Source organism: Salipiger thiooxidans, assembly GCF_900102075.1.
Classification (GTDB): Bacteria; Pseudomonadota; Alphaproteobacteria; order Rhodobacterales; family Rhodobacteraceae; genus Salipiger; species Salipiger thiooxidans.
In genome coordinates, this window is record NZ_FNAV01000010.1 from 71,541 (window position 1) to 84,815 (window position 13,275).

A 13,275-nucleotide genomic window follows, 5' to 3' on the forward strand; every position below is an offset into this window, starting at 1 on the left:
CGCTCTGGCCCGTGAGGGGCCGCGCGTCTTGGGCGACGCAGGAAAGGGCCCGCGCGTGACGCCCAAGGCCGCGCTGGACGAGATCGCGTCCCATGCGGAACCCGGCCGCGCCGAGGAGATGCGCGCCTACCACAAGGTGGCGCGGCGCTATCTCGGCGTGCCCAACCCGGTGCTGAACGACCTCGCGCGGGACTGGCGGCAGGCGCTGCCGGTGGATGCTCGGGTCGAGCTGGCGCGGGGCCTGTGGGAGAGCGACGTCTTCGAAGCACGCCTCGCCGCCGCCAAGCTTCTGACGCAGGCGCGGATCCGGCCCGACGACGGGGTCTGGGCGCTGATCGCGTCGTGGGTGCCCGAGTTCGACAGCTGGGCCATCGCCGACCATGCCTGCCTCGCCGGGCAACGGCGCCTCGTGGCGGACCCTGCGCGGATCGAGCAGGTGGCGGGCTGGACCGAGAGCCCGCATCTCTGGACCCGGCGGGCGGCGCTGGTCATCACCCTGCCCTGGGCCAAGATGAACTTCCCCTCCGAGGCCGATCTCGCGATCCGCGACCGGGTGCTCGGCTGGGCGGCGGGCTATGTCCCGGACAGAGAGTGGTTTATCCAGAAGGCCGTCGGCTGGTGGATCCGCGACCTTTCAAAGCATGACGCGGCCCGCGCCCGCGCCTTTCTCGACAGCCATGGCGCGGGGCTGAAGCCCTTCGCGCTTCGGGAAGCCTCGAAATACCTCTGAGGCATTTCGGGGGGTCCCGAAGTCGCCTCAGAGGCGCTGGCGCAGAATGCCGATGGCGCCGCGGATCTCGTCCCGCACCGGGCCCTCGCGCGGGGCGTCGCGCAGAGAGGTCAAGAGCTCGGGCGACGGCCGCCCCTTGCGGGCCCAGGTGAGCCCCGCCAGATGGCGCGCGGCGCCCTCGGTCAGCTGGTCGGGCAGCTCCTGCCCCGAGAGCGTGCCCCAGACCCCCGCCCAGCAGCGCGCCACGGTCCACGGGTTGTAGCCGCCTCCGCCCGAAACGATGAGCCGGGGCGCGAGGTCGAAGAGCGCCGAGACCGCGCGGAAATGGCTGTTGTTCGACAGCGCGAGGCGCGACAGCGGGTCCTCGGTCAGCGCGTCCGAGCCGCATTGCAGGAAGACTACGTCCGGCTCGAAACGCCCGACCGCAGGCAGGATCAGCCGCTCGAGCACCAGCGCAAATTCGCTGTCGTTGAAGCCGCGCGGCACCGGCAGGTTGAAGGCCGCGCCATCGCCGTCGTCCGCAACCGCACCGGTGAAGGGCCAGCGGCGGTCCTCGTGCACCGAAATCGTGCGTACCTGCTCGGAGCCGTGGAAGGCGTATTCGACACCGTCGCCATGATGGGCGTCGATGTCGACATAGACGACGCGGCGCGCGCCGAGCCGCAGCAGATGCAGGATGGTCAGCACCGGCTCGTTCAGGAAGCAGAAGCCGCTGGCGCGGTCGGCGAAGGCGTGGTGCGTGCCCCCGCCGAGATTGTGCACCGCCCGCGCCTGCCCCGACATCACCAGCTCGGCCGCGAGCAGCCCGCCGCCCACGGCGGTGGCGGGGCGGCGGAACATCTCGGGGAAGACCGGGTTAGACAGCGTCCCCAGCCCGTGCCTCTCGCGGATCTCGGGCGAGACCGCGCCCTCGCGCTCCGCCGCCTCGAGCGCCGCCACATAGGCGGGCGTGTGAAAGGCGGTCAGCGCCGCCGCACGGGCGCGCGGGCTGGTGCGGTAGAGCGCCGAGGGCAGCAGGCCGAGCGCACGGGCAAGGTCGATGGCGGCGGGCACGCGCTCGATCGAGAGCGGGTGACGAATGCCGTAGCGCGAGCCACGGTAGATCTCGGAGCCAATGAAGAGCGCGCGCTGCATGTGCCCTATCTAGGACGCCAAGCCGCCGACGAAAAGCGCAACAACGGGAGCCCGTTGCACATTCCCTGCGGTTGATGTTGTCTCGCGCGCATGTATGGAACGACCCTCACCCTTCGGATGATCTGGCTCACCACGGCGCTGCTCGTGCTCGGCGGGATTGGCGGGCTGCTCGCGCAGGCGCTGCACCTGCCGATGCCCTTCATGCTCGGCAGCCTCGCCAGCGCGGCGGCGGCCGTGGCGCTGTTTCAGCACGGCACGCTGCGCGACTACCGCTTTCCGCTGAAGTTCCGCACGCTCTTCATCGGGCTCATCGGGGTGATGATCGGCACGCAAGTGCGGCCCGACATGATCAACGAGCTTGGCGGCGTGGCGATCTCGCTCGCGGCACTGTCGGTGTTCGTGGCGCTGGCCCATGCGGGCAACTACCAGATCTTCCGCAGGCTCGGCGGCTATAGCAAGGCCACCGCCTATTTCGCCGGCACCCCCGGCGGGCTGATGGAGAGCCTCGTGATGGGCGAGCGCGCCGGTGCCGACCTTGCGCTGCTCACCGCCCAGCAGTTCCTGCGCATCATCATCGTGATCACCGTGCTGCCGACGGCTCTGTCGCTCTGGCTCGGCCACCCGGTCGGCAGCGCCGCCGGGATCACCACGGGCGCGGCAGCCCCGGTGCCGCTGCTGGGGCTCGGGCTCATCGTTCTGGCGGCGCTGGCCGGTCTCGGGATCGCCGGGCTGATCCGCCTGCCCGCCGGGCAGATCACCGGGCCGCTCCTGCTCTCGGCGGCGATCACCCTGACCGGCGCGGTGGACCTGCACCTGCCGTTCTGGCTGATCGCCGTGGCGCAGGTCGTGGTGGGCGTCTCGCTGGGGCTGCGCTTCACCGGCATGTCGGCGGCGATGCTGCGCCGCTCGCTCGGCATGAGCCTGGTGTCGGGGGGCTGGATGCTGCTGCTGGGCGCGGGCTTCGCGCTGGCGCTGGCGCAGGTCACGGGGCTGCCGTTCCTGCACCTGCTGATCTCCTACGCGCCGGGCGGCGTCACCGAGATGTCGGTGATCGCGCTCGGGCTCGCGATGAACCCGGCGCTGGTGAGCCTGCACCACGTGGTGCGGATCCTGCTCACCGTGGGGTTCATGAGCCTTGCCGAAAAGGGCATGAAGCTCGACGCAGAGTGATCCCGCGCCGCAGGGTGACCCGGGGTCAGCCCCCGGCCTTCTCTTCGAGCACCAGCCATTCCTCCTCGGCGGCGGAGAGCTTCTCCTGCCGCTCGGTCAGCGCCTCGGTGGCCTTGCGGAACTTCACCGGCTCGCGGGTGAAAAGCTCGGGGTCCGCGAGCAGCTGCTCGAGCTTGCCGATCTCGGCCTCGAGCCGCTCGATGACGCCCGGCAGTTCCTCAAGCCGGTGCTTCTCGGTGAAGCTGAGCCCGTCCCGGGGTTTGGCGGCGGCCGCCTCGGGTTTCGGGGCCTCGCGCGCGGGTTTCGCGGACTTCGCTTCGGGCGCCGCAGCGGGCTGGGTCTCGGCGCGCTGCGCCTGGTAGTCGCTCCAGCCGCCGGCATAGACCAGCGCGCGGCCGTCACCCTCCATCGCCACGGTGGTGGTGGCGATGCGGTCGAGGAAGTCGCGGTCGTGGCTGACGATCAGCACGGTGCCGTCGTATTCGCCCAGCAGGTCCTGCAGCAGGTCGAGCGTCTCGACGTCGAGATCGTTGGTCGGTTCGTCGAGCACCAGCAGGTTCGATTCCCGCGCCATCAGTTTGGCCAGCAGCAGCCGCGCCTTCTCGCCGCCCGAGAGCGAGCGCACCGGCGCACGGGCCTGCCGCTCGTCGAAGAGGAATTCCTTGAGGTAGCCCACCACGTGCTTGGGCTCGCCGCGGACCAGCACCTGGTCGGCCTTGCCCGAGACGCGCATCTCCTTGTCGCCGGTGAGGCTTTCCCAGAGGCTCATGTCCGGATCGAGCTGGGCGCGGGTCTGGTCGAAGACCGAGACCTGCAGGTTGGTGCCGAGCTTCACGGTGCCCTCGTCGGGGGCGATCTCCCCCAGCAGCATGCGGATGAGGGTGGTCTTGCCGGTGCCGTTCGGCCCCACCAGCGCCACCCGGTCGCCGCGCTGCACGGTCAGGCTGAAGTCGCGCAGGATCTGCTTGTCGCCGAAGCTCTTGGAGAGCTTCACCGCCTCGATGACCTTCTTGCCCGAGGTCGGCGCCGAGGCGAGCTCCATCGCGGCGGCGCCCTGCCGGCGGATCATGCCGGAGCGTTCCTGCCGCAGTGCCCTCAGCGCGCGGAGCCGGCCCTGGTTGCGGGTGCGGCGGGCCGAGATGCCCTCGACCGCCCACTTGGCCTCGGACTTGATCTTGCGGTCGAGCTTGTGGCGGGCGTCGTCTTCCTCGGCCCAGATCTTGTCGCGCCAGTCCTCGAAGCCCCTGAAGCCCTGTTCCTGCCGGCGCACGGCGCCGCGGTCGATCCAGAGCGTGGCGCGGGTGAGCTCCTCGAGGAAGCGGCGGTCGTGGCTGATCAGCACGAAGGCCTTGCGGGTGCCCTTGAGTTCGGTTTCGAGCCACTGGATGGCGGCGATGTCGAGGTGGTTGGTCGGCTCGTCGAGCAGCATCACGTCCGGATCCTGCGCCATCAGCCGGGCCAGCGCCGCGCGCCGGCGCTCGCCGCCCGAGGCGGTCTCGACCGCGCGCTCGGGGTCGAAGCCGAGCCCCTGCCCGGCCGCCTCGACGAGATACATCTCGGCCGGACCGAGGCCCTCGGCGGCGTAGTCGCCGAGCGTGGCGAAGCCGGTCAGGTCGGGCTCCTGCTCCATGTAGCCGACCGAGGTGCCCGAGGGCACGACGCGGGCGCCGGTGTCGGGCTCGACCAGCCCCGCCATCACCTTCATGAGCGTCGATTTGCCCGAGCCGTTGCGCCCCACCAGCGCGACGCGGTCGCCGGGCTGAACGTTGAGCGAGAGGCCGGAGAAGACGGGATCGCCCCCGAATGTGAGCGAGATGTCGGTGAGCTGGAGAAGGGGTGCCTGTGCCATGGCCGATGCGCTATTTTGCGCGGCGTGCGGCGTCAAGTGGCAACCGCCGTTGGGGGCGCTGCCCCCGTCCGCTGACGCGGCCTCCCCCGGGATATTTTTGGCCATTGGAAGACGGGGCGTGGTGCCGGTCTTCCGATGTTTCGCGGGGTGTCGGGCGCAGATGTGCAGGAGGCGCTCCGGGCGCGGGCACCGGGGGCGATCACGTGCGGCGGTTCAGACCCGAGAGATCTGCCCGCCGCTCACCGCCGCCGCGACGCCGGTGGTGCCCGGCGCCGAGGTCGGCAGGCCGCGCAGCACCCGCACCGCGAGATAGGCGAAGGCCTGCGCCTCGAGCATGTCGCCATCGAGCCCCACGGACTCGACCGGCGCGACCTCGCAATCGAGCCCCGCCGCCAGCATTGCCATCATCACCGGGTTGTGGCGCCCGCCACCGGTGACCAGCACCCGCTCGGGCGGGCCTGGGCAATGCTCCATGCCCAGCATCACCGCGGTGGCGGCCATGGCGGTCATGGTCGCGGCGGCATCCGCGTCGGAGAGCTCGCGCACCAGCTCCATCATCAGCGAGAAATCGTCCCGGTCCAGAGACTTGGGAGGCATCTTGCGGAAGTAGGTCTCTTCGAGGAAGAGTTCGAGCGCACCGTCGACCACCGCGCCCTTTGCTGCCAGCGCGCCGTCGCGGTCGCAGTCGAGCCCCAGCCGCTCGGCCACGAGGTCGTTGAGCGGGGCGTTGGCGGGGCCGGTGTCGAAGGCGAGCAGCGCGCCTTCGTCTTCGGGCGCGGATTTCGAAGGGTCGATCCAGGTCAGGTTGCCGACGCCGCCGAGGTTCAGGAAGGCCACGGGCGCCGTGGCGCCGATCCATTTCGCGCAGGCGAAGTGGAAGAACGGCGCCAGCGGCGCGCCCTCACCGCCGAGCGCCACGTCTGCCGAGCGGAAATCCCAGACCACGTCGCGGCAGAGCGCTCTGGCCAGCGCGTCGCCGTCGCCCAGCTGGTGCGTGCCCCGGCCGCGCGGCTCATGCGCCAGCGTCTGGCCGTGGAACCCGACCAGCTCCGCCTGCGGAAAGCCCGCGAGCAGCTCTGCATGTGCGCCCTGCACCACCTCGAGTGCGGCCCTCGTGTCCTCGCCCGGCCAGCGCCCCAGCGCCGCCTTCAGCGCCGTCCGCTCCGGTGCCGTGTAGGGCCGGTAGCCGCTTTCGCCGAAGGCCAGGATCCGCTGCCCGTCGGTCTGCACCATTGCCGCGTCGACCCCGTCGAGCGATGTTCCCGACATCGCCCCGAGCGCCCACAGCGGCGCACCCTTCAACTTGTCCTTCACCTCTGCTCGCCCCGCGCTTATAGGAACCTGCGGACTATAAGAGGCAAGAGCGATGACCTACCATCCCAAATCGGACTTCATGCGCGTCATGATCGAGCGCGGCTATCTTGCCGACTGCACCGATTACCAGGGCCTCGACGAGGCGCTGAGCAAGGGCGTGGTCACCGCCTATATCGGCTATGACGCAACGGCGAAGTCGCTGCATGTGGGCCACCTGCTGAACATCATGATGCTGCGCTGGCTGCAGAAGACCGGCCACCAGCCGATCACGCTCATGGGCGGCGGCACCACCAAGGTGGGCGACCCCTCGTTCCGCTCGGACGAGCGCCCGCTGCTTGGACCCGAGCAGATCGACGCCAACATTCGGGGCATGCAGCAGGTCTTCGCCAAGTACCTCGACTACGACCGGGCCGAGGCACCGGCGCTGATGCTCAACAACGCGGAATGGCTCGACGGGCTCAACTACCTCGAGTTCCTGCGCTACATCGGCCGGCATTTCTCGGTGAACCGGATGCTGTCCTTCGAGAGCGTGAAATCGCGCCTCGACCGTGAGCAGTCGCTGTCGTTCCTCGAGTTCAACTACATGATCCTGCAGGCCTACGACTTCCTCGAGCTGAACCGCCGCTACGGCTGCCTGCTGCAGATGGGCGGCTCGGACCAGTGGGGCAACATCATCAACGGCATCGACCTCACGCGCCGGGTGCTCGATCACGAGATCTACGGCCTGACATCGCCGCTGCTGACCACCTCGGATGGCCGCAAGATGGGCAAGAGCCAGGGCGGCGCCATGTGGCTCAACGCCGACATGCTGAGCCCCTACGATTTCTGGCAGTTCTGGCGCAACACCACCGACGCCGACGTGGGCCGGTTCCTGAAGCTCTACACCGAGCTGCCGCTCGAGGAATGCGAACGGCTGGGGGCGCTTGGCGGATCCGAGATCAACGCGGCGAAGATCATCCTCGCCAACGAGGTGACGACGCTCTGCCACGGCGCCGATGCGGCGGCGGCAGCCGAGGCCACCGCCCGCGAGGTCTTCGAGAAGGGCGGCATCGGTGACGACCTGCCCCGGTTCGATCTCAGCGACATCCCCCTGCTTCCGGCGGACGTGGTCGAGGCGCAGGAGCCCGGCATGTATTGCGCCGCGGCGAATATCTTCGTCGGTGCGAAGCTGGCGAAATCCGGGAAGGACGCAAAGCGGCTGATTTCCGAGAACGGCGCCCTGGTGAACGATGTGCCGGTCAAAGCCGCTTTCCCGTTCATCAAGGCGGATGACCTCACGGATTACGTCAAGCTCTCGGCGGGCAAGAAGCGCCACGCGCTGGTGAAGCTGGCCTGATGGTCTGAAGGCGGGCACCCCGGGTCTCCGGGGCGCTTCGGACGGCGGAGGTGTTGCTTGCGCCTCCGACGACATGCCTCGTGCGGCGCATTTGCAGCGATCACGGCGGCGTCGGGGATCGTGCGCGGCACACTCCGACCGGTCGGGCGCAGCGAGGCCGGCAATACACAACCGATGCGCCGCAACAGACCACGCTCAGCCCCGAACGTTGCACCACGCCGATCCGCCGGCGCTGACCGATCCATTTCAACGGGTCCACCGACCCGCAGGGGCAACGCCAACAGAGGTGCTCCCAAAGCCCTCCGGCCCAGCCGATCGCTCAGAACAGCAGTTGCAGCAGCGCGAGACCGGCGAAGGGCAGCGACAGCGCCGTGGCGAGCAGGAGCGCCGCCGCGGCGGTGGGTTTCGGCCGCGGAGCGACTGCGGCGATGGAACGGGGCGCCTCTCGGCGCAGGGCGTCTTGACGACGTGGGGGATGAATCTGTGCCATGCGCAGAGTTAACCACGGATTCACTTTCGCAATCCTTAATCTGGATCATGGAATCGCTCCCGCTCCCCCTGCCGCAATCGCCCGAGTTCGCGGCGACCCTCTCCGCCCTTGGGGTGCCGGTGCGCTGCGGCTTCACCGGCCCCTCCCTCGCGCCCGAGATGCGCTGGCAAATCCAGTCCCGCCGCCTGCCCCTCATTGGCCAAGTCGACCTGCTGTCCCGCGGCCCGGTGACCCGCACGCCGGCCCTGCCCGAAGACTGGCTGCCGCTCTGCCGCAACCGCCGTGTCACCCCGCTCCTGCTCAATGCCGACGGCCCCGACGCGGTCGCCCTGCGCGCTGCGGGCTTCTGGCCGTTGGTGACGCCTGCCACGGTGGCGATCCTGCTGCTGGGTGACGAGGCGTGCATGCGCGCCGCCATGCAGCAGAAGTGGCGCAACCGCCTCAACCGCAGCTCCGAGGCGCCGCTTCGGATCACCCGCCACACGCTGGGCTGCGACCACTGGCTGCTCGATGCCGAGGCCCGGCAGGCCCGTCAGCGCCGCTACCGCGCCCTGCCCGCGGGGCTCGTCGCGGCCTACGCGCGCTGCAACCCGGGCAAGGCGGTGATCTGGGAAGCCCGCCACGGCGGCGATCCGGTGGCCGCCATCGCGGTCCTTCGCCACGGCCGCGTCGCGACCTGGCAGATGGGCGTCACCCTGCCCGAGGGCCGCCGGCTCAACGCCATGAACGCACTCTTGTGGGAGGCGATGCGCTGGCTCGCCCGCCAGCACCACGACCGGCTCGACCTCGGCATCCTGAATTCCGACGACGCGCCCGGCCTCACCCGCTTCAAGCTCGGCACCGGGGCCGCGCCGCACCGGCTCGGCGGCACATGGCTGCACATGGGCACGCTCGCCCCCTTCGCACGCCACCTGCCCACGGCGCTCGCGGCCTGAACCTGCGCGCCCCGTCCTGCCAGATTTCCCGGTGGGGAGGTGAATTGCCCCGGCACCGCCGGGGCAAGAGGAGGGCAACGCCCTCCTGAAACGGCATCCCGCGCCGAAGGCGGCGGGAGGCTCGAACCAGCGCGCGCCCGGCAGGGCGCGCACCGGCAGGGGACGGCCTCAGTCGGTGACCTTGACCGACACCATCTGGTCGGGCAGCCCGATCACCGCGCCATTGCGACCGGTGCCGCGCTTGATGGCATCGACAACGTCCATGCCGCGCGTCACCTCGCCCACCACCGTGTACTGGCCGTCCAGATGCGGTGCTGGCGAGAACATGATGAAGAACTGCGAGTTGGCCGAGTTCGGGTTCTGCGAGCGCGCCATGCCGACGACGCCGCGGTCGAAGCTCTTGTCCGAGAACTCCGCCTTGAGGTCCGGCAGGTCCGACCCGCCCATGCCCGCCATGCGCATGTCAGAGCCGATCTTGCCGAACTCCACGTCCCCGGTCTGGGCCATGAAGCCGTCGATCACCCGGTGGAACACAATGCCGTCATAGGCGCCCTGCTCCGCCAGCGCGGTGATCTGCTTCACGTGCCCCGGGGCCACGTCGTCGAACAGCTCGATGTGAAAGGTGCCGTTGGCCCCCTCGCCCTTCACCGTGACGTCGAGACCAGCCGCGGACAGCGGCGCCGCCAGGACGCACAGCGCGGCTGCGACAAGGTTACGCATCCGCGGCCACCTTCACGCTGACCATGCGGTCCGGGCTCGCGGGCGGCTCGCCGCGCACGATCGCGTCCACGTGGGCCATGCCCTCGATCACCCGGCCGTAGACGGTGTACTGGCCGTTGAGGAAATGGTTGTCCTTGAAGTTGATGAAGAACTGCGAGTTCGCCGAGTTCGGGTTCATCGAGCGGGCAGCGCCCAGCGTGCCGCGGTCGTGCGGCAGCTTGGAGAATTCCGCCGGAAGGTCGGGCAGGTCCGAGCCGCCGGTGCCGGCGCGGCCGAGGTTGAAGCCCTCTTCCATGTTGCCGTGCTGCACGTCGCCGGTCTGCGCCATGAAGCCGTCGATGACGCGATGGAAGGCGACGTTGTCATAAGAGCCGGCGCGCGCCAGCTCCTTCATGCGCTCCACGTGCTTGGGTGCGACGTCCGGCAGCAGCTCGATGACGACGGTCCCGTCCTTGAGCTCCATGATGATGGTATTCTCCGGATCCTTGATTTCAGCCATCTTACACTCCTGATGCATTCGAAATACGTTGCCCCTGACTTAATCCCCCCCCGCCACTTTGCCAAGCGCAGCGCGCATTGACGCGGCCGGTCCTTCGGGGCAGACCTTGGCGCAGGAAGAGACAGGAGGACAAAATGGCCTGGAAGACCCTCGACGACATGGACCTCAACGGTAAGCGCGTGCTCACCCGTGTCGACATCAACGTGCCCGTCGAAAACGGCGAGGTGACGGATGCCACCCGCATCGAGCGCGTCGGCCCCACCGTGCAGGACATCCTGTCGCGCGGCGGCAAGCCGGTCCTTCTCGCCCACTTCGGCCGGCCCAAGGGCAAGGTCGTGCCCGAGATGTCGCTGAAGATGCTGGTGCCCGCGCTCGAGGCCGCCTTCGGCACCAAGGTGCATTTCACAACGCTGGACGAGGCCGAGGCGGTGATCGACGCCTGCGACCCCGGTCAGGTGGTGCTGCTCGAGAACACCCGTTTCGAGCCCGGCGAGGAAAAGAACGACTCCGCGCTGGCCAAGACCTACGCCGCACTCGGTGACGTCTACTGCAACGACGCCTTCTCGGCCGCGCACCGCGCCCATGCCTCGACCGAGGGACTGGCGCACCTGCTGCCCTCCTGTGCCGGCCGGCTGATGCAGGCCGAGCTCGAGGCGCTGGACGCGGCCCTCGGCCAGCCCAAGCGCCCGGTCCTGGCCGTGGTCGGCGGCGCCAAGGTGTCGACCAAGCTCGAGCTGCTCGGCAACCTCGTCGAGAAGGTCGACATCCTCGTGATCGGCGGCGGCATGGCCAACACCTTCCTCGCCGCCCAAGGCGTCGATGTCGGCAAGTCGCTCTGCGAGCACGAGATGACCGGCACCGCCAAGGAGATCGCCGAGAAGGCCGCAACCACCGGCTGTGAGATCCTGCTGCCGCGTGACGTGGTCGTCGCCCGAGAGTTCCGCGAGAACGCCCCCTCCGAGGTCGTGCCGGCCGAATCCTGCCCGGCCGACGCCATGATCCTCGACGCCGGCCCCGAGAGCGTGGCCCATGTCGAGCAGGCCATCGACCGCGCCGAGACGCTGATCTGGAACGGCCCGCTCGGCGCCTTCGAGATCGCGCCCTTCGACAAGGCCACCAACGCCGCCGCGGCCCATGCCGCCAAGGCCACCGCCAACGGCAAGCTGGTCTCGGTCGCCGGCGGCGGCGACACGGTTGCGGCGCTGAACAAGGCCGGCGCCGCTGAGGACTTCACCTACATCTCGACCGCCGGCGGCGCCTTCCTCGAGTGGATGGAAGGCAAGGTCCTGCCCGGCGTCGCGGCGCTCGGCTGACGGATCGCGGGCCGGGGCCACGGGTCCCGGCCTGCCTTTCGCCGGTCCCGTCGCCGGCCAGCCCCTTGGCGCCTCACGAAATTTTTTGCACGGCGCGCGATGCAGGGGATTCCCAAGGCGAATCACCTGTGGCATAGTCGCCCTCACGCATCCGCCAGAGATGCGGGTTCGAGGCAAGGCAAGAGCGCACCTTCATGAGCGCACGGCGCAATCCCCCATTCGGCATCGTGATCTACGCGGCCATCACCCTGAGCCTTTCGGCCTATTTCGTCTTTGCCGCGGTGCAGGGCGATTTCGGGCTGTTCCGCCGGGCGGAAATCGAGATCGAGGGCGAGCATCTCGCCGAAGAGCTCGTCCAGCTCGAGAAGGACGTAGCGCGGATGGAGAACCTGACGCTGCGGCTTTCGGACGATTACCTCGACCTCGACCTTCTCGACCAGCAGGCCCGCGACGTGCTCGGCCTGATGCGCGCCGACGAGATCGTCGTCCGCTGAGGCGAAGACCGACACGGGCATCACATCAGGCTGACGCGCGGAACCAGGCCGTCAAAGACAGCGACCGGAACGGGGCCTGCGCCAATGCACGGGCTTCTCTCAACCCTGTCCTCTGGCGCATCGCCAGAGAGCGCCTCTCCTGCGCGCACGGAGCCCTGACCAGATCGCTCTTCGCGCCCCCCCTCGCCGCGAGAAACCTACGCGCGCCCTGCCCGCTTACAGGCCCTGTCAGCGGCGATTTCGCGCCTCACGGTGCCGTCTGTTCACGAATTCTGACAATCCGTGCCGATTTGCGCGCCGCTTTCGGCGCGCTATCGCCCAAACTCGGCCGCACCCGGCGCTGCCCGCGTCGTACCGGATTGAAAAGAACGCAGGCGGGACTAGATTTTCTGCCGGGCTGCGAGTCGGTCCGAGCAAAAACAAGACGGTTCCTCGATGAACCATTGCGAGGCAGTTGAATGAAACTCATTACCATCATACAGGCGGCGGCCTTGGCCGTGCTGGCGATATCAGGCGCGTTTGCAGCCCAAAGCCAGACCAGCACTCCCCCGGCCCCTGTCTGCACGCAGCAGTCCAGCGACACCTGCGATCTCTGAGCCCGTTCCGCTCGGGCACACGGGGTCGTCCCGTTCGCCCGCAGCCGCGGCGGCCCGCCGCGTCACGGGCCCACGGCAAGGACCGGCACGCATTTCAAGACGCCAGTCCGGAAACAAGAAGGGCGCGTTCCCCACGCGCCCTTTTCCTTTGACTGTAGCCTTCCGCCCGGCGGGTCTCAGCGCCCCAGCGCCTCGTGCAGTGCCGGCAGGAACACGTCGGTGTAGAGCGTCCCTGCGAGCGGCCCCACGTGCTTGTGCAGCACCGTGCCGTCGCCTGCCACGATGAAGGTCTCGGGCGGGCCGGTCACGCCCCAGTCGATGGCGGCGCGGCCCTGCGGATCGAAGGGCACGCCGATGAAGGGCGACTTCTCCTCGGTGAGGTAGCTGCCCGCAGCCCCGGCCTTGTCCTTGAAGTTGACGCCGACGATGCGCACGCCCTCCTGCTGCAGCTCCAGCAGCCGGGGGTGTTCGGCGCGGCAGGGCGGGCACCACGAGGCCCAGAAGTTCACCACCGTCACCTGCCCGTCGCGCAGGTCGGCGTCGGTCACGCCCCCAAAGCCCTCGAGCGTCTCGGCCGGCAGCCCCGGCGCCTGCTGGCCGATGAAGGTCGAGGGCAGCGTGTGGGTGTCGCCACGCTGCATGCCCAAATAGGCCATGATCGCGAAGGCCGCGAAGATCAGCGGCGGCAGGATCAT

The 13,275-nt window shown here is 69.3% G+C and carries 14 protein-coding genes; 7 read left to right on the forward strand and 7 right to left on the reverse strand.

Features of this window, described 5'->3' with window-relative positions; genetic code table 11:
- The first annotated feature begins 55 nt into the window (after positions 1–55).
- Complete coding sequence (locus BLQ77_RS15910; RefSeq protein ID WP_089960985.1) at positions 56–730, forward strand: DNA alkylation repair protein; 675 nt, start codon at positions 56–58, stop codon at positions 728–730.
- A gap of 27 nt (positions 731–757) precedes the next feature.
- Here BLQ77_RS15910 and BLQ77_RS15915 read toward each other — a convergent pair whose 3' ends face one another.
- The gene (locus BLQ77_RS15915) at positions 758–1,864 is read right to left on the reverse strand and encodes an acetoin utilization protein AcuC (RefSeq protein WP_089960988.1); all 1,107 of its coding nucleotides are present in this window, start codon (positions 1,862–1,864) and stop codon (positions 758–760) included.
- A 90-nt stretch (positions 1,865–1,954) separates the two neighbouring features.
- Here BLQ77_RS15915 and BLQ77_RS15920 point away from each other — a divergent pair, with 90 nt between their 5' ends.
- A complete protein-coding gene (locus BLQ77_RS15920; protein ID WP_242661738.1) occupies positions 1,955–3,034 on the forward strand; it encodes an AbrB family protein in 1,080 nt (359 codons plus the stop codon).
- Between the two features lie 25 nt (positions 3,035–3,059).
- On the opposite strand, the gene BLQ77_RS15925 is transcribed toward BLQ77_RS15920, so the two are convergent.
- Entirely contained in the window at positions 3,060–4,883 is a 1,824-nt protein-coding gene (locus BLQ77_RS15925; protein WP_089960994.1) for an ABC-F family ATP-binding cassette domain-containing protein, read from the reverse strand.
- A 213-nt stretch (positions 4,884–5,096) separates the two neighbouring features.
- A complete protein-coding gene (locus tag BLQ77_RS15930) occupies positions 5,097–6,152 on the reverse strand; it encodes an anhydro-N-acetylmuramic acid kinase (protein ID WP_242661750.1) in 1,056 nt (351 codons plus the stop codon).
- 97 nt (positions 6,153–6,249) lie between these two features.
- On the opposite strand from BLQ77_RS15930, the gene tyrS reads away from it, so the two are divergent.
- Positions 6,250–7,533, forward strand: a complete 1,284-nt coding sequence (tyrS, locus tag BLQ77_RS15935; protein WP_089960999.1) for a tyrosine--tRNA ligase — start codon at positions 6,250–6,252, stop codon at positions 7,531–7,533.
- Between the two features lie 319 nt (positions 7,534–7,852).
- Here the strand turns inward: tyrS and BLQ77_RS28790 are convergent, their stop codons facing one another.
- Positions 7,853–8,023, reverse strand: coding sequence for a hypothetical protein (locus BLQ77_RS28790; RefSeq protein WP_165617134.1), 171 nt, complete (start codon positions 8,021–8,023; stop codon positions 7,853–7,855).
- A 47-nt stretch (positions 8,024–8,070) separates the two neighbouring features.
- Here BLQ77_RS28790 and BLQ77_RS15940 point away from each other — a divergent pair, with 47 nt between their 5' ends.
- Positions 8,071–8,958, forward strand: a complete 888-nt coding sequence (locus BLQ77_RS15940; protein ID WP_242661739.1) for a GNAT family N-acetyltransferase — start codon at positions 8,071–8,073, stop codon at positions 8,956–8,958.
- A gap of 168 nt (positions 8,959–9,126) precedes the next feature.
- Here BLQ77_RS15940 and BLQ77_RS15945 read toward each other — a convergent pair whose 3' ends face one another.
- Together BLQ77_RS15945 and BLQ77_RS15950 are read right to left on the reverse strand one after the other, a co-directional pair.
- Positions 9,127–9,678: a peptidylprolyl isomerase gene (locus tag BLQ77_RS15945; RefSeq protein ID WP_089961002.1), complete on the reverse strand. Its 552-nt coding sequence runs from the start codon at positions 9,676–9,678 to the stop codon at positions 9,127–9,129.
- Entirely contained in the window at positions 9,671–10,177 is a 507-nt protein-coding gene (locus tag BLQ77_RS15950) for a peptidylprolyl isomerase (protein WP_008884874.1), read from the reverse strand. The genes BLQ77_RS15945 and BLQ77_RS15950 overlap by 8 nt, the downstream gene beginning before the upstream one ends.
- Before the next feature lie 134 nt (positions 10,178–10,311).
- Here BLQ77_RS15950 and BLQ77_RS15955 point away from each other — a divergent pair, with 134 nt between their 5' ends.
- From BLQ77_RS15955 to BLQ77_RS28795, 3 genes are all read left to right on the forward strand, one after another.
- A complete protein-coding gene (locus BLQ77_RS15955; protein WP_089961003.1) occupies positions 10,312–11,490 on the forward strand; it encodes a phosphoglycerate kinase in 1,179 nt (392 codons plus the stop codon).
- Between the two features lie 194 nt (positions 11,491–11,684).
- Positions 11,685–11,984: an FtsB family cell division protein gene (locus tag BLQ77_RS15960; RefSeq protein WP_008884956.1), complete on the forward strand. Its 300-nt coding sequence runs from the start codon at positions 11,685–11,687 to the stop codon at positions 11,982–11,984.
- A gap of 458 nt (positions 11,985–12,442) precedes the next feature.
- Positions 12,443–12,580 carry a hypothetical protein gene (locus tag BLQ77_RS28795; protein ID WP_165617135.1) on the forward strand — a complete coding sequence of 46 codons (138 nt, stop codon included), beginning with the start codon at positions 12,443–12,445 and terminating at the stop codon, positions 12,578–12,580.
- A gap of 176 nt (positions 12,581–12,756) precedes the next feature.
- Here BLQ77_RS28795 and BLQ77_RS15965 read toward each other — a convergent pair whose 3' ends face one another.
- Positions 12,757–13,275: a DsbE family thiol:disulfide interchange protein gene (locus tag BLQ77_RS15965; RefSeq protein ID WP_089961264.1), complete on the reverse strand. Its 519-nt coding sequence runs from the start codon at positions 13,273–13,275 to the stop codon at positions 12,757–12,759.

What these genes read in the sequence shown, in the direction of transcription:
- BLQ77_RS15915 (WP_089960988.1), bottom strand. Translation starts at nt 1,864, where the DNA reads ATGCAGCGCGCGCTCTTCATTGGCTCCGAGATCTACCGTGGCTCGCGC.
- BLQ77_RS15920 (WP_242661738.1), top strand. Translation starts at nt 1,955, where the DNA reads ATGTATGGAACGACCCTCACCCTTCGGATGATCTGGCTCACCACGGCG.
- BLQ77_RS15925 (WP_089960994.1), bottom strand. Translation starts at nt 4,883, where the DNA reads ATGGCACAGGCACCCCTTCTCCAGCTCACCGACATCTCGCTCACATTC.
- BLQ77_RS15930 (WP_242661750.1), bottom strand. Translation starts at nt 6,152, where the DNA reads ATGTCGGGAACATCGCTCGACGGGGTCGACGCGGCAATGGTGCAGACC.
- tyrS (WP_089960999.1), top strand. Translation starts at nt 6,250, where the DNA reads ATGACCTACCATCCCAAATCGGACTTCATGCGCGTCATGATCGAGCGC.
- BLQ77_RS28790 (WP_165617134.1), bottom strand. Translation starts at nt 8,023, where the DNA reads ATGGCACAGATTCATCCCCCACGTCGTCAAGACGCCCTGCGCCGAGAG.
- BLQ77_RS15940 (WP_242661739.1), top strand. Translation starts at nt 8,071, where the DNA reads ATGGAATCGCTCCCGCTCCCCCTGCCGCAATCGCCCGAGTTCGCGGCG.
- BLQ77_RS15945 (WP_089961002.1), bottom strand. Translation starts at nt 9,678, where the DNA reads ATGCGTAACCTTGTCGCAGCCGCGCTGTGCGTCCTGGCGGCGCCGCTG.
- BLQ77_RS15950 (WP_008884874.1), bottom strand. Translation starts at nt 10,177, where the DNA reads ATGGCTGAAATCAAGGATCCGGAGAATACCATCATCATGGAGCTCAAG.
- BLQ77_RS15955 (WP_089961003.1), top strand. Translation starts at nt 10,312, where the DNA reads ATGGCCTGGAAGACCCTCGACGACATGGACCTCAACGGTAAGCGCGTG.
- BLQ77_RS15960 (WP_008884956.1), top strand. Translation starts at nt 11,685, where the DNA reads ATGAGCGCACGGCGCAATCCCCCATTCGGCATCGTGATCTACGCGGCC.
- BLQ77_RS28795 (WP_165617135.1), top strand. Translation starts at nt 12,443, where the DNA reads ATGAAACTCATTACCATCATACAGGCGGCGGCCTTGGCCGTGCTGGCG.
- BLQ77_RS15965 (WP_089961264.1), bottom strand. Translation starts at nt 13,275, where the DNA reads ATGATCCTGCCGCCGCTGATCTTCGCGGCCTTCGCGATCATGGCCTAT.